The sequence below is a fragment of the Paracoccus sp. M683 genome, from assembly GCF_007096355.1.
GTDB lineage: Bacteria > Pseudomonadota > Alphaproteobacteria > Rhodobacterales > Rhodobacteraceae > Paracoccus.
Genome location: NZ_VKDF01000001.1, coordinates 345,995 through 369,571, shown reverse-complemented (window position 1 = coordinate 369,571; position 23,577 = coordinate 345,995). Strand labels below are relative to the sequence as shown.

The 23,577-nt window shown below is 64.6% G+C and carries 21 protein-coding genes; 6 read left to right on the top strand and 15 right to left on the bottom strand.

The features are described from left to right. Window positions 1–133 precede the first annotated feature (133 nt). Window positions 134–1,636, bottom strand: coding sequence for a hypothetical protein (locus tag FNJ84_RS01705; RefSeq protein ID WP_143791178.1), 1,503 nt, complete (start codon window positions 1,634–1,636; stop codon window positions 134–136). Between the two features lie 135 nt (window positions 1,637–1,771). Next, window positions 1,772–1,990 (bottom strand): hypothetical protein, encoded by a 219-nt coding sequence (locus tag FNJ84_RS22150; RefSeq protein WP_221931908.1) that lies wholly within the window; start codon window positions 1,988–1,990, stop codon window positions 1,772–1,774. A 39-nt stretch (window positions 1,991–2,029) separates the two neighbouring features. On the opposite strand from FNJ84_RS22150, the gene FNJ84_RS01700 reads away from it, so the two are divergent. Continuing rightward, window positions 2,030–3,121, top strand: a complete 1,092-nt coding sequence (locus tag FNJ84_RS01700) for a phosphatase PAP2 family protein (protein ID WP_255471018.1) — start codon at window positions 2,030–2,032, stop codon at window positions 3,119–3,121. Window positions 3,122–3,171: 50 nt separating this feature from the next. Here FNJ84_RS01700 and FNJ84_RS01695 read toward each other — a convergent pair whose 3' ends face one another. Then, window positions 3,172–5,514: a hypothetical protein gene (locus FNJ84_RS01695; protein ID WP_143791176.1), complete on the bottom strand. Its 2,343-nt coding sequence runs from the start codon at window positions 5,512–5,514 to the stop codon at window positions 3,172–3,174. 186 nt (window positions 5,515–5,700) lie between these two features. Here FNJ84_RS01695 and FNJ84_RS01690 point away from each other — a divergent pair, with 186 nt between their 5' ends. Continuing rightward, on the top strand, window positions 5,701–6,507 hold the full coding sequence (locus FNJ84_RS01690; protein ID WP_143791175.1) for a M15 family metallopeptidase: 807 nt from the start codon (window positions 5,701–5,703) through the stop codon (window positions 6,505–6,507). 51 nt (window positions 6,508–6,558) lie between these two features. On the opposite strand, the gene FNJ84_RS01685 is transcribed toward FNJ84_RS01690, so the two are convergent. The 5 genes from FNJ84_RS01685 to FNJ84_RS01665 form a co-directional block, all read right to left on the bottom strand. Continuing rightward, window positions 6,559–7,329: a GntR family transcriptional regulator gene (locus FNJ84_RS01685; RefSeq protein ID WP_143791174.1), complete on the bottom strand. Its 771-nt coding sequence runs from the start codon at window positions 7,327–7,329 to the stop codon at window positions 6,559–6,561. A 210-nt stretch (window positions 7,330–7,539) separates the two neighbouring features. After that, window positions 7,540–8,226 (bottom strand): GntR family transcriptional regulator, encoded by a 687-nt coding sequence (locus tag FNJ84_RS01680; RefSeq protein ID WP_143791173.1) that lies wholly within the window; start codon window positions 8,224–8,226, stop codon window positions 7,540–7,542. A 4-nt stretch (window positions 8,227–8,230) separates the two neighbouring features. Continuing rightward, window positions 8,231–9,094, bottom strand: coding sequence for an ABC transporter permease (locus FNJ84_RS01675; RefSeq protein WP_143791172.1), 864 nt, complete (start codon window positions 9,092–9,094; stop codon window positions 8,231–8,233). Between the two features lie 15 nt (window positions 9,095–9,109). Further along, window positions 9,110–9,922 carry an ABC transporter ATP-binding protein gene (locus FNJ84_RS01670; RefSeq protein WP_143791171.1) on the bottom strand — a complete coding sequence of 271 codons (813 nt, stop codon included), beginning with the start codon at window positions 9,920–9,922 and terminating at the stop codon, window positions 9,110–9,112. Then, window positions 9,919–10,953, bottom strand: a complete 1,035-nt coding sequence (locus FNJ84_RS01665; protein ID WP_143791170.1) for an ABC transporter substrate-binding protein — start codon at window positions 10,951–10,953, stop codon at window positions 9,919–9,921. Before FNJ84_RS01665 ends, FNJ84_RS01670 begins: the two co-directional genes overlap by 4 nt. A gap of 215 nt (window positions 10,954–11,168) precedes the next feature. Here FNJ84_RS01665 and FNJ84_RS01660 point away from each other — a divergent pair, with 215 nt between their 5' ends. Genes FNJ84_RS01660 through FNJ84_RS01650 form a run of 3 tightly spaced genes read left to right on the top strand, consistent with a single transcriptional unit; the run spans window position 11,169 to window position 13,598 of the window. Continuing rightward, window positions 11,169–11,867, top strand: a complete 699-nt coding sequence (locus FNJ84_RS01660; protein WP_143791169.1) for a fumarylacetoacetate hydrolase family protein — start codon at window positions 11,169–11,171, stop codon at window positions 11,865–11,867. Then, window positions 11,815–12,771, top strand: coding sequence for an NAD(P)-dependent oxidoreductase (locus FNJ84_RS01655; RefSeq protein WP_363323816.1), 957 nt, complete (start codon window positions 11,815–11,817; stop codon window positions 12,769–12,771). Before FNJ84_RS01660 ends, FNJ84_RS01655 begins: the two co-directional genes overlap by 53 nt. Further along, a complete protein-coding gene (locus FNJ84_RS01650) occupies window positions 12,768–13,598 on the top strand; it encodes a sulfite exporter TauE/SafE family protein (protein ID WP_143791167.1) in 831 nt (276 codons plus the stop codon). The genes FNJ84_RS01655 and FNJ84_RS01650 overlap by 4 nt, the downstream gene beginning before the upstream one ends. On the opposite strand, the gene FNJ84_RS01645 is transcribed toward FNJ84_RS01650, so the two are convergent. Next, a complete protein-coding gene (locus tag FNJ84_RS01645; protein WP_255471004.1) occupies window positions 13,595–14,362 on the bottom strand; it encodes a sulfite exporter TauE/SafE family protein in 768 nt (255 codons plus the stop codon). The two genes, FNJ84_RS01650 and FNJ84_RS01645, sit on opposite strands and share 4 nt — an antisense overlap. Window positions 14,363–14,427: 65 nt before the next feature. Here FNJ84_RS01645 and FNJ84_RS01640 point away from each other — a divergent pair, with 65 nt between their 5' ends. After that, window positions 14,428–15,369, top strand: a complete 942-nt coding sequence (locus tag FNJ84_RS01640) for a LysR family transcriptional regulator (RefSeq protein WP_143791166.1) — start codon at window positions 14,428–14,430, stop codon at window positions 15,367–15,369. Here the strand turns inward: FNJ84_RS01640 and FNJ84_RS01635 are convergent. From FNJ84_RS01635 to FNJ84_RS01610, 6 genes are all read right to left on the bottom strand, one after another. Then, window positions 15,317–16,324: an NAD(P)-dependent oxidoreductase gene (locus FNJ84_RS01635; RefSeq protein WP_143791165.1), complete on the bottom strand. Its 1,008-nt coding sequence runs from the start codon at window positions 16,322–16,324 to the stop codon at window positions 15,317–15,319. The two genes, FNJ84_RS01640 and FNJ84_RS01635, sit on opposite strands and share 53 nt — an antisense overlap. Next, the gene (locus FNJ84_RS01630; protein WP_143791164.1) at window positions 16,321–18,003 is read right to left on the bottom strand and encodes a thiamine pyrophosphate-binding protein; all 1,683 of its coding nucleotides are present in this window, start codon (window positions 18,001–18,003) and stop codon (window positions 16,321–16,323) included. The genes FNJ84_RS01635 and FNJ84_RS01630 overlap by 4 nt, the downstream gene beginning before the upstream one ends. 49 nt (window positions 18,004–18,052) lie before the next feature. Further along, on the bottom strand, window positions 18,053–19,159 hold the full coding sequence (locus tag FNJ84_RS01625; protein ID WP_143791163.1) for a 4-oxalomesaconate tautomerase: 1,107 nt from the start codon (window positions 19,157–19,159) through the stop codon (window positions 18,053–18,055). A gap of 22 nt (window positions 19,160–19,181) precedes the next feature. Beyond that, window positions 19,182–21,194, bottom strand: a complete 2,013-nt coding sequence (locus tag FNJ84_RS01620) for a tripartite tricarboxylate transporter permease (RefSeq protein WP_143791162.1) — start codon at window positions 21,192–21,194, stop codon at window positions 19,182–19,184. 80 nt (window positions 21,195–21,274) lie between these two features. Beyond that, window positions 21,275–22,354 (bottom strand): tricarboxylate transporter, encoded by a 1,080-nt coding sequence (locus tag FNJ84_RS01615; RefSeq protein ID WP_143791161.1) that lies wholly within the window; start codon window positions 22,352–22,354, stop codon window positions 21,275–21,277. A gap of 154 nt (window positions 22,355–22,508) precedes the next feature. Further along, window positions 22,509–23,531 carry an AbrB family transcriptional regulator gene (locus FNJ84_RS01610; protein WP_255471003.1) on the bottom strand — a complete coding sequence of 341 codons (1,023 nt, stop codon included), beginning with the start codon at window positions 23,529–23,531 and terminating at the stop codon, window positions 22,509–22,511. Window positions 23,532–23,577: the final 46 nt, after the last annotated feature.

The following is a 23,577-nucleotide window of genomic DNA, read 5'->3' as shown; positions in this document are numbered from 1 at the left end:
ATCAACACTGACGGCAGGTCCGATAATTCATCAGCATATTGCGAAAGAATGCAACGATCCCGTGACAAGGCGGCTGTGTTGGCGAGCCGGCAAGACCGGCGCTGAAACAGGTGACGGGTGGACGGTGTCGTGATCACCCCTGCGATGTCGGCGCCCCGATCAACCCCGAGCGGCGCAGCGTGGCGGCCGGATAGTCGGGATCGTCCCGCAGCCGGTCGAAGGTGAAATCCGGTTCAAGCTGGATCAGCCGCGACAGAACCCGCTCGGCCTTTTCCGGCTGTCCCGCGGATTGATACAGAAAATACAGGCAACGCAGCGCCGTGCGGAAATTCGGGGCGCGGGCAAGGGTTGTTTCGAAATAGCTGCGGGCAAGATTGTCCTTGCGCATGGCCAGGGCAGACAGGCCGGCCAGGCTGTGCCACCACGGGCTAAGCGCCGATTGCCCGGCGATCGTCGCGCCCTGCCGCGCCGCGTCCAGGGCGCGGTCGGGCCGGTCGATGCGTAATTGCGCGCCTGCCACCGCAGAATAGCAGAACGGGTTATGCGGACTGGCCCGCATGGCGTCGCGGGCCAGGCAGATCCCGATATCGGGGTCGCCGTCCAGCATCACCCTGATCTGCGACACCAGCGCCAGAACCAGCGGGTTCTCGGCCGGAAACTCCATCGCCTTGCGCGCAAATTCATCGGCCTCGCCACGCATGCGGTGCCAGTCGGTCTCGATCCGTTCCACCGCCATGACCTGCCGCATATAGGCCATCCAGGCAAAGCTGCGCGGGTTGGGATGCAGGGAAATCGCCTCGGACATCAGCGAATCGGCCTGCCGCACGGACCGGCTGTCAAAGGCAAAGATCGAGCGGACGGCCTTGGCGGTCAGGAACTCGGCCCGCAATTCGGCCGCGCCGGTGCGTTTGCTGCCGGCCAGCGATTCACAAACGGCATCGGCGGCGCGAAAGACGATCTCTGGCACCTCCTGATCGCCGATGATGTCGGTTTCGTTGCCCTTGATGCTGGCGCGGCGTGACCAGAAGGTGCGGCCGCTGGCGCGGTCGGACAGGCCTATCAGCAGATGGGTCACACCCGGTTTGGCCAGCGTGTCGACGGTGACCAGATAGCCCTGTTCGGGCAGGTCGACGACGCTGCGGTCCGAGGACAGGATATAGGTGTCGATCTCGACGAACTCGCCGACCAGCTGGCCGATGGCATTGGCAAGCGCATGGCTGAGAAAACCCTCGGTCCGGTCGGTGCCGTGGACAGGCTTCAGCATCAGGGTCAGCCGTTCGGCGGGAAACACCTGCCTTGCGGTGGCCGGCGCCGTGTCATTGCTGCGCCGCATGCGTTCGTCGCGCAGCCAATCCTCGAATTCCTGATCGGCGACATCCATGCCTTCCAGAAACTCGCGGCCTGCCGCCAGCGCCTGCCGGTCCTGATCCTCGTCGATCACCAGATCGGTGATCGAGACGCTGTCGCGGTCGGTTCGCAGGCAATCGGCATGAGGACCAAGCGCCTTGCGAATCTCGCGAAGGGCCTGACGCAGGCTGCCCATGGCCTGTTCCTGCGCGCGATCCGACCACAGATGCGCCTCTAGCCAGCGGCGGTTGCGGCGGCAATCGCGATCCAGCGCCAGCATAGCCAGCATGGCCCGTGATTTGGCGCCGCGCGGCGTCAGATCCCGTCCTGCTTCGTCCCTCAATTGGAAGGCGCCGATCAGTCTGGCGTGCAGAGGCATGGTCGTTCAATTCCGATTGAAACACGATTCTTGCGTAGTTCTGCGTTAATTGCACGTGAATACATAGCAAATAGGTAGCGCAATGGTTGCCAAATCGGGATTTGCGCGCAGATCATTCAGAAAGAACAGCGGGAGCGCGGGAAAATGGGTATCAACGGTAATCACGGCAATCACGGTAATCACGGGAACAATGGCAATCAAGGGAACCAGGGAAATCATGGGAACAATGCGTCCCGAATAGCCGCGAATATAACCGGGGCGCATGCCGCCGGGGTTTCTGATTCGGGGCTGTCGGTGGCGATCATGCAATGCGCCGAGGCCCTGGCCGGCAGCTGGAACGGGCAAGAGCCCGGCTACTGGGACGGGCCGCAGGATTTTGGTTATGGCCAGCCCTATGACAAGCTGAGGCGCCTGCGCAGCCTGGATCCGTCGGTCATGCTGACGGTGCTGGGGGCCGAGGCCATCGCCATGTTTTCGGTCTCCGGCGACGGCCCGACCGGGCCGGACGTGATCGTGCAGGCCGAGGGGCAGGAAATTGCCCGCCTGGCCCCGCCCGATGCCGATATGGTGGTGTCGCAGCTGCCCTTCCTGCGCATGGGGGCGAAGCTGCGCGATGACCGCATGGCGGAAATCCTGTCGCAGCAGGGTGATATCCTGTCCTTTTTCGGGGCCCAGCAGCGGTTGGATGTCAATGCGCGGAAATGGACGATCGTGCTGATCCAGGCGTTCCATTCGGCGCTGGCGGCACATGAATATCGCGTGAAATACATGTGCAGCGTGCCGCGCCCTGTCGACCTGTCACCGCGCGTCCAGCCGATCATCCCGACGCCGGGACATTCCGCCTATCCCAGTGGCCATGCGACAGAATCCTTTGCCATCGCCACGGTTCTGGCGGCATTGCGCCATTTCGCCGTCAAGGACCCGGCCGATCCCCAAAGATTCGCCTCGGTCCTGCGCGACCAACTGGCAGTGCCATACAGCGAACAGGGCACCAATCTGGACCCCCTGACCCAGGAATCGGCGGTTGCGGTCCAGCAGCTTTACCGGCTGGCCAGCCGGATCGCTGAAAATCGCACCGTTGCCGGCGTTCATTACCCCGTTGACAGCGCCCATGGCGCCGCGACCGGGCTGATGATGGCTCTCAGCTTTGTCTGCTATTGCTCGGACGAGATGTATCACGGCGACCATGTCCAACTGGTCGGGAATGACTGGGGCCAGTTCGCCGTTGGCGGCAATGCGGCCGGCGATTTCACCCTGGGGATCTGGCGCGACTGGCTGGTCAACGGCTGGGCCGTCGGGGCGGGCGCGGGAACCAACCCGGGTGGCGGGCAGTCATGGGACCAGTTGCGGGCGGTCTGGGCCGGTGCCGTCGAAGAATGGAAGAACACTGCCTGACCGGGCAAGGGCCGGGCTGCACGATCGGCAGCCCGGCCCGCCGGCGGCCGTCAGATGTTGATCCGGTCGGCCGACTGGAACGGCACCTGACCAGGCACATGGCCATAGCCAAGCCTGCGATCCTTGGGCGGCAAGACCGTCGGCAGGAAGCTGGGCAGGTCCGTGCCGGGTTCAAAGGCCGGGCCGGTGGCGCCATTCAGAACCATCAGCGTCCAGCGCGCCAGCGCCGGGGCCGAGACCGAGGTGCCCGACAGCCGCGCTGTCGACCCTGACAGTACACCGCTGCCGCGCCGTCCCGGCATGTTTCTGCCATCATCGGCCAGCGCATTGCAGGTTGGCCCATCGGTTTCGTGGTCATTCGTCGCCGGTCGGCCCGGATCGGCACCCTCGGCGGAATAGAGCGACGGCCGGCGGGGATCGACTGCCCCCTCGGGCGCGGGATAAGAGGCCCCCGCAAACCAGACCGTCCCGCCCGCCGCCATGGCATGACCGACAGCCGTTCCCTGACGCGAAATCGGGCAGATCGCGAAATTATTGCCGGTGCCGGTCCAGTCGCGCGTTTCACCGTCCCATTGCCCGGAATTATGCTGGTTCAGCCAGGACTGCCGCCCAAGCAGCCGATACCCGGCCGGCGTATCGCTGCGCTGGACCCGTGCGGTGGCAAGGCACTTGTGTTTCTTGTCGGTCACGATCTCGACCCGCCAGGCCCGCGCGGGCGAGACGTCGCATTGATCCTGCTGGGCGGTTGGGGCAAGCGCCACCATCAGGGCGGTAAACTCGGATGGATCAGTCAGCCGATAGATCCCCGCGATGGGGCGATGCGCGCCGGGCAGCAGCTTCTTGTGCTGCAAGGGCAGATCCGAAAACCGCAGCTGAAGCGGCGCGATCGCCGTATCTGGGCAGGACAGAATCAACTTGCAATGCGCAGCGTGGTCCTTTTGCACGCGCAGTTCCAGATAGCTGGGGCTGTGATCGTCAGGCTGGATTCCCCAGTCGATCGTCAGCGGTTCGTCCTTGCTGATCATCCGGCGTGCGACCAGCTGTTCGCGCCGCGCATTGCCGTAAGAACAGCAAAGATAAAGCGCCGATGACGTAGCCTCTGTGCAGGTCGAGGTCTGCGTGCGGTCGAACAGCCAGCGATATTGATCGACCTCATAGGTCAGTGCCTCGGCGAAGGGCGCATGTTCATTGCCCGGCCCGGCCAGAGACCCGATGGTCAGCGAGGTGACGATATTGCCCGGCCATTTGCCGTTGCCAAAGGCCGCCAGCACCGCGCGATAGATGATCCAGCGCAGGCCCCAGATGGCAAAGACCTCGTTCTGCTGACCCGAGGTGTCGCGGATCGAGGTTGGCGGCAGCTGCACGGCCAGCACCGGCGTGTCGCGCATCGGATCGGTGGTGTCATCGGCATCAGCGCCGGTGGTCGCTTCAAGAACAAAGGCGCCGTGGCTGACGGCGTGGTCGCTGCTGGCCCTTTCGGTGATGGGCAGCAGCTTGGCATTGATGCGGCAATAGGTTTCGAACTCGTCCAGATGCAGCATGCTGTCGATATCGGCGGCATCAAACACGTCGCCCAGACCCGGAAAGCCGGGATTGGGCGGGTTGCACTGGCGCATATCCGTTTGCAGCCAGGTGGACAGGATGCGGGTTCTGGGCGGCTGGCCTGCCTCGAATTTCTGGAACCTGTTGCTGAGATAGGGCACGCAATCGTCGATGACGGCGGCGATCGTCGGATAAGACGGGACCGGCGGAAAGGGCCACAGATCGGGCAGTTTGACCGATTCAAAGCCGTCCTGATGGAAATGCGAGACAAGGTTCTGGGGCAGCGGCTGACCGCACATCAAGACGGTGAAACGAACCTGATAGACGGTATCGTCGTCGTTCGGCGCTGGCAGCTGACCCAATATGCCATGTTGCGCGATGCCACGTTCGGGATCGACGGGCATCAGGACCACGACGCGAAAGCTGGCATCGGGTTGCTGGCGTTGCCAGGCGCTTAGCACGTTGACTTGCAGATGGGTGAACTCGGCCTCATCGGCGCGGACCTGAATCGTGGGCTGCGCATCGGGGGCGTGAGGATCGGGGCCGTCGGGATCGGTCGGGCGGTCCGGCTTTGCCGCCGCGACGGCCTGCTTCTGTTGGCCGGGAACGCTCAGCATGCCACGGATGACATTCGCGAAATTCTCGCGCAGTTCTGGTCCGTTCTGGCTGTGCTGCATCCGCTCTAGCCAGTTGGCCCAATGATCGACCGTCAGCTTCAGATAGACGGGCACGATAACGTCGCCATTGCCGCAAGCTGACAGCTTGTCCTTGATCATTTCCAGCGCCCAATCGGGATAGCCGTATCCGGTGGCGCCTGCGGTTATGTTGTTCCAGTTCAATGTGGTGGTCATGTTTCGCCCCCTCGCCCTTCGCAGAATGGCACAGATTTTCCACCTATAAAGCCGCATGGCGCGGAAAACCGGCATTATTCACGCAGGTGGTATCCTTTCGGCGGGGCGATTCACGCTGTTTTGACGGGCAGCGGCAAGCTTGGGCAGACCGGTGCATTACCGCCGGGCATCAGCCGGAGAGAAGCCATGTCGTATCACAACACTCTTGTCCCGATCCCGCAGATACCTGGGTTCGACAGGCACGGATGCAATGGTGCCCTCAGCCCGTCGCGCAATCTGACCAATCTGGCCCTCATCGGCTCGCCCCGCGGCATTTATGGCCAGGACGGCGCCCTGCCTGAAAACCCGAATTTCACCGCCATGGTTGAACAGCATGATTTCGGCCCCTTCACCGCCGAGGGGCTGCGCCCCGCGATCCGGGCCTTGCAGCAGATCATGGACGAGGTCGCGGTCGAACACCCTGCGCTTTTCGGGCGGCTGGGCGCGGCCGAGATGCTGTGCTGCCGGCTGGTCCGGGGGTCTGACAGCGTGATTTCGGCCCACAGTTGGGGCACTGCGATCGACCTGACCATTGATGGCATTCAGGACAAGCCGGGTGACAACAATATCCAGCGCGGCCTGCTGGATCTGTGGCCGATCTTCAACCGCCATGGCTTTTACTGGGGCGTTGCCTTCCCACGCGAACATGCAATGCATTTCGAGGCTTCGGATCAGCTGATCTGGCAATGGGCCAATGACGGAGAGTTCGGCCAGCCCTCGGCCCGCAGGGTGCCAAAGGCCATGACCATAGGCGATCGCGGCTGTCAGGTGCTGGCGTTGCAACAGGCGCTGAACCGGGAACTCAGCCCGATGCTGATCATCGAGGACGGCACGTTCGGCCCCCAGACCCGTGCAGCAGTGCTGGAATTGCAGCGCAGGCTGGATCTGCCCAAGGACGGGACGGGCAGCCTGCGGGTCTTGCATGCCCTAAGCGTTTCGCCGGGCGACGCCTGACGGACATCGCTTGCGACGCTGGCTTTCTGGGTGGGCGGATGGGCGCGGCCTTCAACCCGGATGCGGATCAACCCCGGCTGTCTGGATCGTGGAACTGTCCGGCCGCTGGCACCAACCGGACAGGGCCGGGGGCGAGCAGGCCGCATCGACCTCTGGCCCGATGGGGTCGCGATGGCCCAGGGTCAGAATGCGGAAGCTGCGTTCGATATCCAGTGCCAATGCCTGCTGCGCCCCGTCCCGGTCCCCTTGCCGAAGTGCGACAACGATAGCGTGATGATGTTCGTTCTCATTCTCGCGGGTGGCGCTTGGGTGGTGGATGATCAGGTTCAGATAGGCCCCGTATTGGACCCAGAGCGCCTCGACCAGCGGCAGCAGGACCTCGGATCCGCTTTGGCGGTAAAGCGTGAAGTGGAAATCATAGTTCTGCCGCAGGTTGGGGGTGGTTTGATCGGGATCGCCATCGGTCGACAGAATGGCCTGCATGGCGTCGATCGTCCTGGCCGTCATCCGGTTAATCGCCAGATCCAGAATCAGCGCTTCCAGCACCAGCCGGGCCTTTTTCAGCTCGGTCATGCGGCTGGCATCGAAGGGCGGCACCATCAGGGTGCGCGTCGGCGTGTCGATCAAGGCCCCTTCGGCCACCAGCCGGCGGACGGCCTCGCGGATCGGGGTCATCGAGACGCCCATCTGATCGGCAAGATTGCGCAGGCTGATCGTGTCGCCGGGGGCGAACTGACCCAATGTGAAGGCGTCACGCAAAGCGTCATAGGCGTTCTCGCGCAGCTTAGACTGGTCGATCCTTGGGATGGAGATGGTTGTCATGGTCACTCTGGCAATTGCTATTTGATAAATTTGAGACGGAATTGTGACAGTTTAAAGAACAAAATATTGCGCGCAGGCGATGCAATGTGACCGAATATTTCGCAGACAGCGCATGGCGGCCGGCAGGCGGATACCAGCGCGTTGCGGCGCCCGTCCGTAACAAACACCGTTATGCAGTGACAGGTGATGGTGACAGGTGGCAGCCCGGCCCTAGTTTTCGGGTGCCCGCAGCGCAGCCAGCGTGCCATTATAGTGGTCGGCCAGCAATGTGCAGGCCAGGTCCGCATCCCGTGCCAGCACCGCATCAAGAATGGCCTGATGCTCGGCCGGGGCGCCTTCGCGTCGGGCCGGGCTGGCGTTGATATTCATCGAGATGTTCCGATAGCGCACGGCCTGATCCATCATCGTGGCGCAGAAACCTTGCAGCCATCTTGATCCGCAGCGGCTGATAAGCAGGCGGTGAAATTCGTTATGGCGAATGTCCCATTCCTCGGATTTCTCATGCGCGGCCTCGGGTGGCAACAGCCGCGAGGTGCGGGCCAGGCGGTGAAAGGCCAGGACCAGATCTTCCTCCCAATCCTCGCCGCCGCAGGCAATGGATTCGCGCAAAGCTAGCGTTTCAAGCTGGATCCGCGTTTTTACCAGTTCTTCCAGATCGTCGATTTCCAGCGGCGCGACAAAAAAACCGCGCTGGTTCTGGCGTTGCACCAGTCCCTCGGCGGACAGCCGGTTCAGCGCCTCGCGCACCGGGACCGCGCCAATGCCGTAACGCTCGGACACGGTCTCGATCCGCAGTTTCTCTTCGGGCATCAGAAAGCCAAGCAGAATATCCCGCCGGATCACGTCATAGGCTTGTTCCGACAGGCTGCGCGGCATGTCCGAGATCTGTTCTGTCATTCCGTCACCCGATCGCTCCGGTGCGTTCATCCTTGTTCCAGAACACGAATTTCCGCTGTGCCCAGACAACGACGAAATACAGAAGCAACCCCAGCAGGCTGAGATACAGGATCAGCGCAAAGACGCGGGGCGTGTCCATCTGGCTGGCCGATTGCCGGATCAGCGCGCCGAAACCCTTGCCGCCGCCCAGAAACTCGCCGGTGATGGCGCCGGCCATGACGCCAACAGCCGCGATCTTCAGCCCGGTGAACATATAGGGCAGGCCGGTCGGCAGCTTCAGCCGCAGCAGGGTCTGCATTCGCGTGGCCCCCATGGCCTTGAACAGCATGCGTTCGTTTTCCGATGCGGCGTAAAGCCCCGCCGCCGTGGCCACGACGATGGGAAAGGTGGCGATAAAGGCCGCCAGCGCGACCTTTGATGCGATGTCGAACCCCAGCCAGGCGATGAACAGCGGCGCAAAGGCCACCTTGGGCATGGTGTCGATGGCAACCAGATAGGGCAGCAGCGCGCGTTCGCCGAACTTGGTCTCGCCCACCAGAACGCCAAGGGTGAAGCCGATGGTCGTGGCGATCACAAAGCCCCAGAACACCGTGCGGGTGGTGGTCCACAGCGCCGACAGCATGTAGTCGCCCGAAATCAGGTTGCGACCGACGAAAATCAGGTCCTCCAGCGTTTCGCCGGGGCTTGGCAGGATGATCGGGGAAACCCAGCCCATGCTGGTCACGATTTGCCACAGCCCGACCACGGCGATGAACAGCAGGCTCATCGCCAGCCAGCGCGGGATCGCATCTATCAACGCGACCTGTTCGACCCAGACGGTATCGCCATCCTGTGCGTCGGGCGCGGCGTCAAAGCGGCTATCGGTCATCCGGGGTTTCCTTCCCTAAGCGCCTTCGCGATCCAGCAGGGCGCGGATATGGGCGACGATCCGGCCAAATTCCGGGGTGTTGATCATTTCCAGCCTGCGCGGGCGCGGCAGGTCGATGGTGACCTCTTCCTCGACCCGGCCGGGGCGGGGTTTCATCACCAGAACGCGGTCGGACAGAATCACCGCCTCGGCCAGCGAATGCGTGACCAGAAAGGCAGTGGCATTGGCCTCGCGGCAGATGCGCTGCAATTCCATGTTCATGTGGTCGCGCGTCAGTTCGTCCAGCGCCGAGAACGGCTCGTCCAGCAGTAGAACGGCGGGTTCGGAAATCAGCATCCGGCAGATCGAGGCCCGCTGCGCCATGCCGCCCGACAATTCGCCCGGATAGACATTGGCGAAATCCTTCAGCCCGACCAGCGCCAGCAGGTCATGGGCGCGGGGCAGGGCAGCGCGCGCCGCCGCGCGCCCTTGCCGGATTTCGATCGGCAGGACGATATTCTCGATCGTCGTTTTCCAGGGCAGCAGCGTGGCCTGCTGGAACATGATCCCGATGTCAGGGCGCGACCCGGTGACGGGCCGCCCCTCCAGCATCACGCGCCCGGCAGTGGGTGGCGAAAGCCCCGACATGATCTTCAGCAGGGTCGATTTCCCGCATCCCGACGACCCGACGACCGAGACGAACTCGCCCTCGCGCAGGGTCAGGTTCACATCGGCCAGCGCGACCAGCTGGTTGCTGGCATAGGTCTTGGACAGGCGGGCGATCTCATAGACCGGCCGCCCGACGGGATGGGCCTGCTGAAGGGGTCGGCGCTCTGCCATGGTTGTCATTCGTTCCAGCCGGGTACGAATTCATTGGTATAGACGGCGGCCAGATCGTCCAGCGGCTTTTCCAGTGCGCCCGAGGCAACGGCGGAATCGTGGATCATCTGCCAATGCTCGGGCGGCTGATAGCCATAGCCCTCTGCGATGAAGGCGTCGGTCGGTGTCATCCGATGAATGACGCCGGCCAGCAGGGCGGCGGCGAACTCCTTGTCCTCGCCCTCTTGCGGGTTGCCGGCGGCACAATGGGCCAGCACGGCTTCCTGATTGGCGGGGTCGGTGGCGAAGCGGGTGCCCCGGACCAGCGCGCGGCCGAATTTCGGCGCCAGATCGGGCATTGCCGCCATCTGACTGTCCAGCATCGCGATGCCATTGCCGAAAAAGCCCAGATAGGCATCGGGCGTGATTTCGCGCAGCTTCAGGCCGCGTGCCCCAAGGATCGCCGCATCCGAGACCGCCCCGGCATAGGATCCGACCTCGTCGCGAAGAAAGGCCACCGCCGCCGTGCCGCCATCGCCCACGGGCAGGAAGGTGTAATCCGTGCCCTCGGCAAGCCCCAGATCGGTCATGATCGCCTTGGTGAAAGACACCTCGGCGCCGTCCGCTGTTCCGACGCCGATGACGGTGCCTTTCAGGTCGGCAGGGGTCTGGACGGGGCTTTCGTCCTTCACCAGCAGGCCAAAGACGGATTTGGGGTAAAGATTATAGAGGAATTTGGCATCCAGCCCCCGCGCCCGTGCGCCCAGAACCGGCCCCGGTCCCGGCGCGCCGATCTGCGCCTGACCCGCCGACATGGCCTGCAACACCGCCGAGGATCCGTCGATTGCCTGTAGCGTTGGGGTCAGACCCTCTTCTTCGAAATAGCCTTCGCCCAGGGCTACCCAATAGGGCATGAAGGTCAGCGCCGAAGGGTTGGGCACCGCAAAGGTGATCGGGGTCTGGGCGCGAACCAGCGCCGGACGCCCCAGGGTAAGACTTGCGGCGGCCATCGCCGCCAGCCCGCCGAACTTGCGCCGGGAAATGCCATTTCCAACCGTCATCTGTTCTTCCTCCCTGATTGTCGGGGCCGGATCTGCTGTTGCCCCTGGTTCCCTGTGGATTACGCTATACGATTCTTTCGATATTGCAAAAATATATATGATATGGCTGTAATGGCGGCATGAATATCTGAAATACCCCTAGTTATCGGCGTCAGATCGCGTTGGACATGTGATGCCTCGCCGATACCGCACCCGTCCACGAGAAGGAGCAGTTCATGACATTCGCCCTGACGCCGCCGCAGCAGGCCTATCTGGACATCACCGGCAGCGATGAGAAATTCCCGGTGCGGCGGATCTACTGCGTCGGCAAGAACTATGTCGCCCATGTCATCGAGATGGGCGGCGAGGCTGACCGCGATCCCCCGGTCATTTTCCAGAAGCCCAACGATTCCATCGTCCGTAATGGTGGCGAGATCCCCTATCCGGTCTTTACCGAGAATTTCCATTACGAGGGCGAGCTGGTCGTGGCCCTGAAATCGGGGGGCTACAACATCCCGGTGGCGCAGGCAGCCGGCCATATCTTCGGCTACGCGGTCGGCCTGGACATGACCCGGCGCGATCATCAGGCGAATGCGCTGGCCAATGGTCTGCCGTGGGAGGTGACGAAGGCCTTCGACCAATCCGCCCCGATCGGCCCGTTGACCCGGATCGAGGACAGTGGCGAGCTGACATCGGGCGCGATCAGGCTGTCGGTCAATGGGCAGGTCAGGCAAGATGCCGACATCAACCTGATGATCTGGAAAACGAACGAGATCATTGCCCGGCTGTCGCAATTGTATCGGCTGCATCCGGGTGATGTGATCATGACCGGCACGCCGGCCGGCGTCGGGGCGGTCGTTTCGGGCGATGTGATTGACCTGCATGTCGATGGCTTGCACGATCTGCGGGTCAGCATCGGCGCGCGGGCCGGCTAGGCCGGACCGGCCGTCAAGGACCGCGGCAAAAAGGGGGCAGGACATGATCACGGGTATCGCCGGAACAGGGCGTATGGGCACGGCCTTTGCGCACCGGCTGATCGAGACGGGCCATTCGGTCCGGGTCTGGAACCGCAGCCCTGCCGGGGCTGGTGCCGCCGTTGCTGCCGGCGCCGAGCAGGTGGCCGATCTGGCGGCGCTGGCGCGGGCGGATGTGATCCTGATTTCGCTGACCGATGCGGCGGCGGTGTCAGCGGTTGTTGCGGGTTTGGCCGATGCCGGCATTGCCGGGCGGCTGCTGATCGACATGTCCACCACCTTGCCCGCCGAGGCGCAGGCGATTGCCGCTCAGGTCGCCGCCGCCGGCGCCGATTTCGTCGATTGCCCGGTCGGCGGCACCGTCGCCCCGGCGCTGAAGGGGCAGTTGCTGGGCATGGCCGGCGGATCCGCTGCCGCCGTCCAGCGCGCGCGCCCGGTGCTGGATCAGCTGTGCCGGCGGGTCGAGCATGTCGGCCCCGTCGGTTCAGGCGCGCGGATGAAGCTGGCCGTCAATCTGCCGCTGGCGCTGTATTGGCAGACCCTGGGCGAGGCGCTGGCCCTGCTGCGCGGCAGCGGCATCGCGCCCCAGACCGCGATCAGCCTGATCGCGGACAGTTCGGCCGGGCCGACCGTTCTGAAAAACCGCGCGCAGGTCGTCATCGACACGCTGAACGGCACCGACCAGCCCGGCACATTCGACATCGCGGGGCTGGACAAGGATCTGCAACTGGCCCTGTCTCTGGCGCATGCTCAGGGGATCGACCTGCCCGTGGCGCAGGCTGCTGCACCCCGGTATGCGCAGGCGCTGGCCTTGGGGCTGGGCGGGTTCGACGGGGCGTCACTGTCACGGCGGGCCGCAGAATGAGCCTGGCGGATCCTTCCGTCCTGATTCCGCTGGTTCTGGCGCTGGTCGTCTCTGGCGGGCTGATCGGCTTTCTGGCGGGGTTGTTCGGTATCGGCGGCGGCGCAATCTCGGTCCCGGTATTTTACGAGGTGTTCGGCATATTGGGCTACCCGCCCGAGGTGTCGATGCCCCTGGCCGTGGGGACCTCGCTGGCGGTGATCATACCGACCTCGATTACCTCGGTCCGGGGGCATTATCAGCGCGGCACCGTCGATATGGACCTGCTGCGGATCTGGGCGGTGCCGATCCTGATCGGCGTGCTGCTGGGTTCCGCCATTGCGCGCTATGCCCCGCCGGCGGTGTTCCAGATCGTCTTTATCTGCGTCGCCGCGGTCAATGCGGCAAAGCTGCTTAGCGGGGGAAAGGGCTGGAGGCTGGCCGATACGCTGCCGGGCAAGGCGGCATTGCGGGCCTATGGTGCGGTGATCGGGCTGGTCTCGGCGCTGATGGGAATCGGCGGTGGCGCGGTGTCGAACCTGGTGATGACGCTGCATAACGTGCCGATCCACCGGGCGGTGTCGACAGCGGCGGGCGTCGGCGTGCTGATCGCCATTCCGGGCACGCTTGGCTATATGGCGGCGGGCTGGGGGCGGACCGATCTGCCGCCCGATGCCATCGGTTTCGTCTCGCCCATCACCTTCGCGCTGACCATTCCCACGGCGTTGCTGACCGCGCGGTTCGGTGTGCGGCTGGCCCATGCGCTGTCGCGGCGCAGGCTTGAAACCTCGTTCGGGCTGTTCCTGGTGCTGGTCTGCCTGCGTTTCCTGTGGGATCTGATCGCGGGCTAACCGCTCGCGAACAGCTGCCGCAGCCCGCCCCAGATCAGCCTCAGCGACAGCAGGATCAGCACCGCGTCCAGCGCCAGCCGAAAGCGCCGGTCGTCCAGCCGGTTCAACAGGGTCTTGCCGACCAGCGTGCCGCAGAAACCGGCAGCGATCATCGCGCCGATAAAGGGCCACCACTCGGCAAAGGCAAAGCCAAGCAGGCCGAAGGCCAGCGTCTTGATCCCGTGCTGCACTGTCATCAGCGCGGCATGGGTGGCGACATGATCATGCCGGGGCAGGCGCTGCGACTTGGTGAAGATCGCCACGAACAGCCCGGTCGCGCCAAAGAACATCGTCAGAAAACTGGATACCGCCCCCACCAGCACCGGCCAGTCGCGCACATCGCGCGGCGGCTTGCCCAGCACCGACCAGATCACGAACGAGCCGACCCCGATCTGCACCCATTCGGGCGGCAGGTTGATCGCCACCGCCCCGCCCAGCCCGGCCCCGATGACCGAGCCGATGGCAAAGGCCGGCAGCGCGGGCCAGAAGATATGCCTGAACGTCACCAGCGCGCGGCCCAGATTGGACCCGATCTGGATCACCCCATGGGTCGGGATCAGTGCCGCCGGTGGCACCAGCGTCGCCATGACCGCCAGCAGCACGCCGCCGCCGCCAATGCCAAAGGCCACCGTGATCAGCGATCCGGCAAAGCTGGTTGCCATCAGCAGCAGAAACACCATCTCGGTCATGCCCTCGGGCAGCAGATATTGCGGCAGGCTCAGCATGGGCTTGCCCCGCGCGCGGCAGGCTGTAGCCTTGCATCCGATGACAGCGAAGGGCGGCGGTTGCGATGCGCGTGGACTATCTGGGGCTGGAGGCCTTTGTGGCGATCGCCGATTACGGCTCGTTCCAGCGCGCGGCCGAGGCGCTGAATCTGTCGCAGGCCGCGCTGAGCCACCGGCTGCGCAAGATCGAGGATGATCTTGGTTCCGCCCTGCTGACGCGGTCCAGCCGCGAGGTGTCGCTGACCCTGCTGGGCCAGGGCCTGCTGCCCGAGGCGCGCAGCCTGCTGAAGGCCTTGCAGGACGCCTATGAATCGGTGCGTGCGGGCGCGCAGCGTCAGGCGCGACGGCTGGCCTTTGCCTGTCTGCCCTCGATCGCCAATTCGGTCCTGCCTGCGGTCCTGCATGAAATGTCCGATCAACGCCCCGACATCGCCTTTGAATTGCTGGATATCCCGGTCGATCGGATCGCGGACGTGGTGCGCAGCGGCAGCGCCGAATTTGGCGTGACCATTGTGTCGGCCGAACTGTCCGACCTGCGCCTGCGCCCGCTGGTGGACGAGGAATACCGGCTGTTTCTGCGCCATGACCATCCGCTTGCCAGCCGGGCCGAGGTGACCTTGCAGGATATCGTGGGCGTCAAGCTGGCGCGGATCCGCTCGCAATCCAAGAACCGGCAATTGCTGGATGTGGCTTTGGGCGACATGCGCGACCAGATCACCTGGCGCTTCGAGGTGCAGAACGCCACCATGGCGATGCGGCTGGTGGCGCGCGGTGCGGCGCTGACCATCCTGCCCGAATCCGCGATCGCCATGGCGCCTGCCGTGCTGGTCTCGGTGCCCCTTGTGGGTGCCCGCTTGCAGCGCACGCTTGGCATCGTTTCGCGGCGTGGGGTGCCGCTGTCGGACAATGCGACCGATCTGCTGGGCCGCATCGAGACCGAGATGCTGGACAATTTCAAAGCCCATATTGCCCTTGGGGCCGAGCGTCTTTCCAGACCGAGGGATTGATCATCTGCTGCGGCGCACCCGCCGCATAGGCATTCACCAGCCCGAAGATGTCGGTGAACTGGCGATCCAGTTCCTCGCCGGTGACAAAGCCTATATGCGGGGTCGGGATCACATGGGGATGGCTGATCAGCGGATCGGCGGGGTCCAGCACGGGCTCGGCCGGGAACACATCCAGCGCGGCGCGGCCGATCCGCCCGGCCTCCAGCGCCGCAAGAATGGCGCCAGGCTGGATCAGCCCCGCGCGCGAGGTGTTGACCAGAACCGATCCGGGCCGCATCGCCATCAGGTCGGTGGCGGTAATCTCGCCCTTGGTCCGGGGCGTCAGGCGTTTGTGGATGCTGATCACATCCGACCCGGCAAAGAACGCCTCGCGGCTTGCGGCCACGGTCTCGCCATCGGCAATGGCGCGGGCGCGTCCTTCGTCCGAGGCCCACCAAAGGACCGGCATTCCAAAGGCGCGGGCGAAACCGGCCACGGTCCGCGCGATGCCGCCATAGCCGTAAAGGCCAAGCGTCTTGCCCGCCACGTTCCGGCCAAGCGGCGCCGCGCCCTGCCACGTCCCCGCACGGGCCGAGGCGATCTGATCGGGCAGATAGCGCAGCGCCGACAGCATCAGCGCGAAGGTCAGTTCCGCGGTCGAGGTCGACGGCCCATCCTTGGCCATATGCGAACAGAACAGGATGCCCCGCGCGGTCAGCGCGTCGACATCGACATGATTATACTGGCCGCGCATGGCGATCAGCCGGGGGCCGTCCAGCAGCGCCGCAAGATCCGGCGTGATGGCGGTTCGGTCGCGATACAGCACCACCGCATCCGCCGGCGCCAGCCGCCGGGCCAGCGCGGCCGGATCGGTCAGCCGGTCGGTCCAGACGGTGACCTCGTGCCCGTCCAGCAGGGCAAAGCCCGGCAGCCCGCGCAATGTGTCATACCAGTCGTCAAGGATATGAACCTTCACAGCAGCGCCCCTATATCGACCGGATGTTCGGTGCCCGAATGCCCGCCCGGATGGGCGCGGCGGATGACCGGCGAGGCGACGCGGTCCGAGACCGGAAAGTCCCAGACTGCCGCGCCGCCCCGACGGGCGAAATCGTCCACCAGATCGGGCACCCGTGACAGGTCGGTCACGCGCTGGCCGTCGATCCCGAAACCGCGTGCGATGGCGGCAAGGTCGGTGCGGCCAAAGACGGCGCCTTCATCCGACAGGCCTTCGTCGCGCAGCTTGTGGATCTCGGACCCATAGGCGCCGTCATTCAGCGCGCAGATCAGGATATTCAGCCCGTGGCGGCGGATGGTTTCCAGTTCCTGCACATGCATCAGCAGCGAGCCGTCTCCATCGAACATCACCACCGTATCGCCGGGCCGCGCGGCGGCCACGCCCATGGCATAGGAAATGCCGTTTCCGATGGCCCCAAACTCTCGGATCGTCAGGAACCGGGCAAAGGGGCGGTTCATATGAGCGAAGAAGAACGAACAATGCCCCGATGAATTGACCATCTGCCAATCGCCGGGCAGCGCTGCATCCAGCGCCGTCACCACATCGCGCGGGTCCAGCAGGTCCGGCTCGGGCGGGAAGGTTGCGGTGTCGGCGGGGGCGGCGGCGATGGCCTGCGCCAGCCTGTCGCTGCGCCAGCCGGGACTTTGGGGCAGGGTGCTGGCCAGCGCCTCGGCCGCAAGCCGCGCATCGGCGCGCAGATGCGAGCCGGCGGCGATGGCGCCCTGGCTGATGGTGCGCGGATCGGTGTCGATCTGGATGATCCGCGCCTTGGGGAACAGCTTGCCCTTGTCCAGATTGTGCTGGGTCAGCCGGCAGCCAAAGGCCAGCACCAGATCGGCCTCGGCCAGCAGCGCGCGTGCCAGGGGCGAGGAAAAGCCGCCCGCCACACCAATGGAAAACGGATCGCCATGAAACAGCCCCCGTGCCGGCAGGGTGGTGGCCAGCAGGGCACCCAGCCTGTCGGCCAGCGCCTGACAGGCGGGCGCAGCCCCGGCCGCCGCCGCACCCAAGCCGCCCATCACCACCACGCGCCGCGCCGCCTTGACCTGTTCGCCTATCGCGGCCAGTGCCTCGGGATGGGGCGGCATCGGGGCCAGATCGGGCAGGATGCTGGCCGATGGCGCGGGCTGGTCCAGCGGGGCCTCCAGCACCTTTGATTGCAGATCGAAGGGCACGCCCAGAACCACCGGACAGCGGGATTCGCGCGCCTCGACAAAGGCATCGCGGATCGCCCCGGCCATGCGCGGGACGTGATGCAGCGCGTGATAGCGGGCGCCCGTGGCGGTGATGAAGGGCGCCTGGTCGATCTGCTGGTTATACCATGCCGCGCCAAGCGGGGCTTCGCCTGCGAAAATCACCAGCGGAATGCCCGCCCGCACCGCCGCCGGCAGCGCGGTCAGCACCTGTGTCAGCCCCGGCCCGCAGGTGACGGTGGCGATCCCGGTCTGGCCGGTCTTGCGCGCATAGGCCGTGGCCGCCGCCACCGCGCAATGTTCGTGCCGGACATAGATCATCCGCACCCCGCGCCCGGCCAGCGCGGTCGCCCAGTTCATGTTCGCATCGCCCAGCAGGGCAAAACAGGTCGACACCCCCTCGGCGGCAAAGCTGTCGGCAAGCGATTCATAGACGTGATGGGCCATGCGGTTTCGGTCCTTCCGATCGGTTGTGGCAGATGGCGCAGGCGGGCCGTCAGCCCCCGTTGCCATCCCAGACCGCGCCCGGCACCATCACCTCGCCCCGCGCCAGCAGCCGCGCCGTGCGCACTACCCCGGCTGACCGCAGCGCGATGCCATCGCCTTGCTGTTCATAGTCCACCACCACCTCGAAAATACCCGATGGGTGTTCGATCCCGACCGTCACCGTCGAGGCTTGCCCCACCAGCCCCTGCGCCAGCCCATCGGCCAGCGTGCCGGGCAGGATGGCGCAGGCGGCAATGCATTGCGCACCCGTCACGGCCATCGAGGGATGGGCCGACCATGGCATCAGATAGCGGGTCGAGATCGAGCCGCCATTGCGCGGCGCGGCCAGCAGCGTGATCTTGGGCGTCACCGATTTCGACACATCGCCCAGGCCCATCAACTCGCCCGCCTTCAGCCTGATCTGCTCGACCCGGTCGAAGAAGGCACGGTTCTCGTCCAGCTCTTTCTGGGTTTCATAGCCGGTCAGTCCGAAATCGGCCGCGCGCGCGAACATCACCGGCATGGCGACATCCATGCAGGTGACCTCGATCCCGTCGATCACATCGCGCAGATTGCCGGTGGGCAGCAGCGCACCTGTGACCGAGCCCACCGTTTCCATGAAGCCCATGGAAACGGGTGCGGCACTGCCCGGAACACCGGCGATTTCGGTGTCGCCCTCATAGCTGACGCGGCCGCCCGGCGTCTGCACCCGCGCCTCGACGACGGCGCCGGTATTGACGGCATGGATGCGCAGCACGGTTTCGCCATCGGTGGCGGGCATCAGGCCCATCTCGATCGCGGCGGGGCCGACGCCCACAAGGATATTGCCGCAGGTCGGGCGATAGTCGACCTCGCGTTTCTCGACCGCGACCTGGGCAAAGAAATAGTCCACGTCGCAATCATCGCGGGTCGATGGCGCGGACAGCATGGCGACCTTGGTGGTCACGGCATTGCCGCCGCCGATCCCGTCGATATTCAGCGGATGCCCCGCGCCAACGGCCGCCATCAGCACCTCGGACAATGTGTCCTGATCCTGCGGCAGATCCCCGCGCCGGAAATAGGGCCCGCGCGAGGTGCCGCCGCGCAGGAACAGGTAGGGTATTGCAGTCTGGGTCATGTGATGTCTCGGGTCTTTGGTGTCAGGTCAGGGGCCAGGGAAGTTCGACGAGGGTTTGCAGATAGCCGGGCGGCAGATCGCGGCCCAGAATGCCGGCAAGCCCGGAAATGAAGCCCAGCCCAAGCGCCGTGGCAAGGATGGTGCGTGGCCAGTCAAAGCGGCCGCGGACCCGGAAGAAGGCCAGCAGGAAGATCGCCAGCGCCAGAAACAGGCCAAGCGTGAAGGTCAGCACCACCAGCGCAAGGAACCAGGCCAGCGTCGACCACAGCCCATGCGGGGCCTCGCCCTCGACGCCGCATTCAAGGTCGATGAACACATCGTCACTGGCCGGGTTGCGCATCATCCGCAGCAGCAGAAGCACCGCGCCCAGCAACGTGACCAGCCCGACGGTCAGCGGGAAGATCTTGTCCTGGAACCGGCTGATGCCCCAGGCATCCACGCAGGCGATCGCCAGATACAGCGCCAGCACGCCCAGAAAGATTGCGGGCGCGGTCTTGGTGCCGGTGGGCGCGTCGATATTCTCGCGGATGTTCTTCGAGGCGCGGATGCCGACGATGACCGATACCACCGTCAGGACCAGCAGTCCGATGGTGATTGGCGACAGCAGATAGTCCCAGCCCGCCTCGGCCGAGCGGCGGAAGCGCGCGCCGGCAATCTGGAAAGCCTGGTTGACGAAGATCTCGGTCTGGTTCGACAACACAAAGCCGATCAGAAAGGCCGGGCGCGAAAAGTCGAAGCGGCGCAGCAGGATGCCGATGAGGCCAATGCCCACCAGCGCGGCCAGATCCAGCGCGGACTGGCGCGACTGGAAGGCGGCAAAGGCGATGATCATGAACAGATAGGGCGCGATCACGGTAAAGCGGATCGTGGTCATCCGGGCGATATATTTCGACAGGATGATGCACAGGCCCGCACCAAAGACATTGGCCAGCGCCAGCGACCAGACGATCGTATAGGTGATGTCCAGATTGTTTCTGACCATCTGCGGGCCGGGCGTCATGTTCAGCAGCGCCAGCCCACCCAGGAAGATCGCCATCGACCCCGAACCGGGAATGCCGAAGATCAGCGTGGGCACCAGCCCGCCGCCCTCTTTCGCGTTGTTCGAACTTTCAGGCGCGATGACGCCGCGAATGTCGCCCTGGCCGAATTGCGATTTGTCCTTGGCCGTCTGCACGGCCGAGCCATAGGCCAGCCAGTCCACGACCGATCCGCCAAGGCCGGGAATGACCCCGACGATCACCCCGATCACCGCGCAGCGCAGCGACAACCACTTGTTCTGCCACCAGTCGCGAACGCCCTGTCCCCAGCCATCGCCAAGCGATCCGCCTTCGGCAATCGGCCGGTCCTGGCGCAGCAATGAGACGATTTCGGGGACCGCATAGATGCCAAGCCCCACGATCACCAGTTGGAAGCCATCGACCAGATAGGGCAGGTCATAGGTCGACATCCGCAGGCTGCCGCCGGCCGGGGCCGAGCCGATGGTGCCGAACATCAGCCCCAGACCAGCCGCAACCACGCCTTTCAGCGGCACCCGCCCGGCAAGGATCGCCACCATGGACAGGCCCAGAATGGTGATCATCAGCATCTCGGGCAGGCCGAAGGCAAGGATCAGCGGCCGCGCGATCAGGATGAAGAAGGACAGGATCAGCGCCCCGAACAGCCCGCCAAACAGCGACGAGGTAAAGGCCGCCGACAAGGCCCGTGCCGCATGCCCCTGCTTGGCCAGGGGAAAGCCATCCAGCACCGTGGCCTGACTGGCCGATGATCCGGGTATGCCCAGAAGCACGGATGAGAATGTGTCTGATGTCGGGATCACCGCGATCAGGCCGACCATCAGCGCCAGCCCCGAGACGGGCTCCATCCCGTACATGAAGGGCAGAACCAGTGCCAGGCCGGCAATCCCGCCAAGCCCCGGCAAGACGCCGATGGACAGGCCCAGCAGCACGCCGGCGATCAGATACATCAGTTGCGAGGGCTGAAAGATCAGGGTGAAGGCCTGACCGATATGGGGCAAGGCTTGCGCAAAAATATCCATTCCGCTCTCCGCTGGATGGGCTTTGGCTTGGCCCGCCCGGCAGGATCAGGTGCCGGGCGGGATCTGCGGTCGGGAAAGGGTCACTCCATCGTGACGCCGTAATCCTCTTTCAGCCAGTCCAGCACGTACTGCTTGGCCTCGGGCGTGATCGAGGTCGCCTGCCGTGTGGCCTCGATCGCGGCTTCGCCGGTCATCTGCGCATAGGCGCCCAGAACCTCGGTCGCGGATGCCTGGAAGCCCTCGGCGTCGATGATCTGATCCAGCGCGGCGGTATAGGCATCGACGATTTCCTGCGGCGTGTCACCCGGAACGAAGATGGTCTTCTGGTTGGCGAAGCCCGCCACGAAGAAGGCTTTATAGGCATCCCACGCCACGCCCTCGATCTCGCAGGCGGCGGTCGCCTCGCAGACCTCCTTGAAGCTGGGCAGGTCGGGGAAGGTCGGATCACGGACGATATTGCCGTCGTCATCCAGCGCGCCCCAGGTAAAGATCGGCACGGCCAGCCCGTCATCGACCAGCGGCTGCACATTGGCCAGATAGGCCGAGCTGGTCTGATAGTCGATATTGGCCTCGCCGCGTTCGAACATCAGCCGGCCATCGCCGCGCCCTTCGATGCCAAAGACCGGATCGACCGTCAGCCCCAGCATCTTGAAGGCCAGAAGCGGCACCAGGTCCAGCGTGGTCGCACCCTGGCTACCGTAAAGATAAGGCTCGTCCGCCAGGTCATCCATGTCGCCATCGAACCGCTCGCCCAGATCGGGCGGCAGATAGACCACCCCGCCCGTGGCCGAAGCCAAAAGTGGCGTCCAGTCGTTATACTGATAGCGCACGCGCGGATCGCCCAGCAGATACGGGAATTTGGTCGAGCCGGAATCGCCAAAGATGGTCAGCCCGTCGGTCTTGGACATCTGACCCTGAAACCAGTTCGCCCCCTCGGTCGAGCCGGCACCGGGGCGATAGCGAACCACCACGGTCGGCCCGCCCGGCAATGCCCCCGACAACAGCGGCGCATAGAAGTTGGCCCATTGCGACGAACCGCCCGATTCCGAGAAGGGAATAGTGTATTCGATGGTCTTGCCGCCAAAGTCCTGGGCGCTGACCGACTGCGCAAGGCCCGCGATCATGCCGGCCGCGATTATGGTGGTGAAATTCGGTTTCATATATTTCCTCCCTTTGGATCGCCGCGCGGTCCCAGATCATCCCCCGATCTGGTCGCGAATTTACCCGGCGTCACCAAAAACAATGTCAGCACAAATTTCATAAATCAAATTCATTTATGGAAACGTTTCATGCAAATTTCTTATTTTTGGCTGTCTATTCGCCGCGTTTTCCGCCGCGCAGGCCGAACAGCGCCGCGACCACCGGCGCACCCAGGATTACAAGGGTGATCCGCATCAGATGATGGACGACGACAAAGCCCAGGTCTGCGCCTGCGACGATGGCCAGCACTGTCATCTCGGCCTGACCGCCCGGTGCGAAGGACAGAAAACCCTCGATCGGAGAGGCAAAGCCAAGCTGCACCACGATCTCGGTAAAGATGAAGGCCAGCAGCGCCAGGATCACCACGAACACCAGCCCTGCCAGCACATCCCGGCGCAATTCATTCAGCGTGACGCCGACATAGCCCACGCCGATACCGATGCCGATGAAGAACTGCGCGATCAGAATTGCCTCGCGCGGGGGGCGGTGTTCGATCACACCTGACAGCGACAGGATGGCGGTCACGATCATCGGCCCCAGGATCGCGGCACCGAACAGGCCGACACGCTCGCCCAGTTTCCATCCGCCGATGGCTGCGGCGGCCATGATCGCCAGTTCCGTCCAGGGCAGATCGGCGGCGGCGGCCCCGATGGGCTGGGACAGCGGGTTGTCAAAGACAAAGATCAGCACCGCCGGCACGATGGTGACGATTACCAGCACCCGCGTGGCATGGATCAGCGACAGCGCGCGGACATTGGCCCCGGCCTCTTCCCCGAACATGACCATGTCCTGCAACCCGCCCGGCATGGCCGCGAAATAGGCCGTCGGCAGGTCATAGCCGCAAAGCCGGTGGAAATATGGCACGCCGACCAGACCGATCGCCGCGACATAAAGCGGCACGAAGGCGACCGATCCGATCATATCCGGCAATTGGCCGATGACTGCCGGGGTGATCGAGGCCCCGACCGCCACGCCAAGGATCGTCCGCGCCGCCTGTGACACGGGCTTTACCCCGCGCAGCGGCGCGCCCAGCAGCGCCGCCGCCAGGCAGGCGAACATCGGGCCGAACAGAAATGGCAGCGGCAGGCCCAGCCACCAGAAGACAGCCGTGCCCAGCCCCGCCAGCAACAGGGTCATGCCACGATGCAGAAGGGCGCGGCGGGATGATGAAAACGAATCTTGA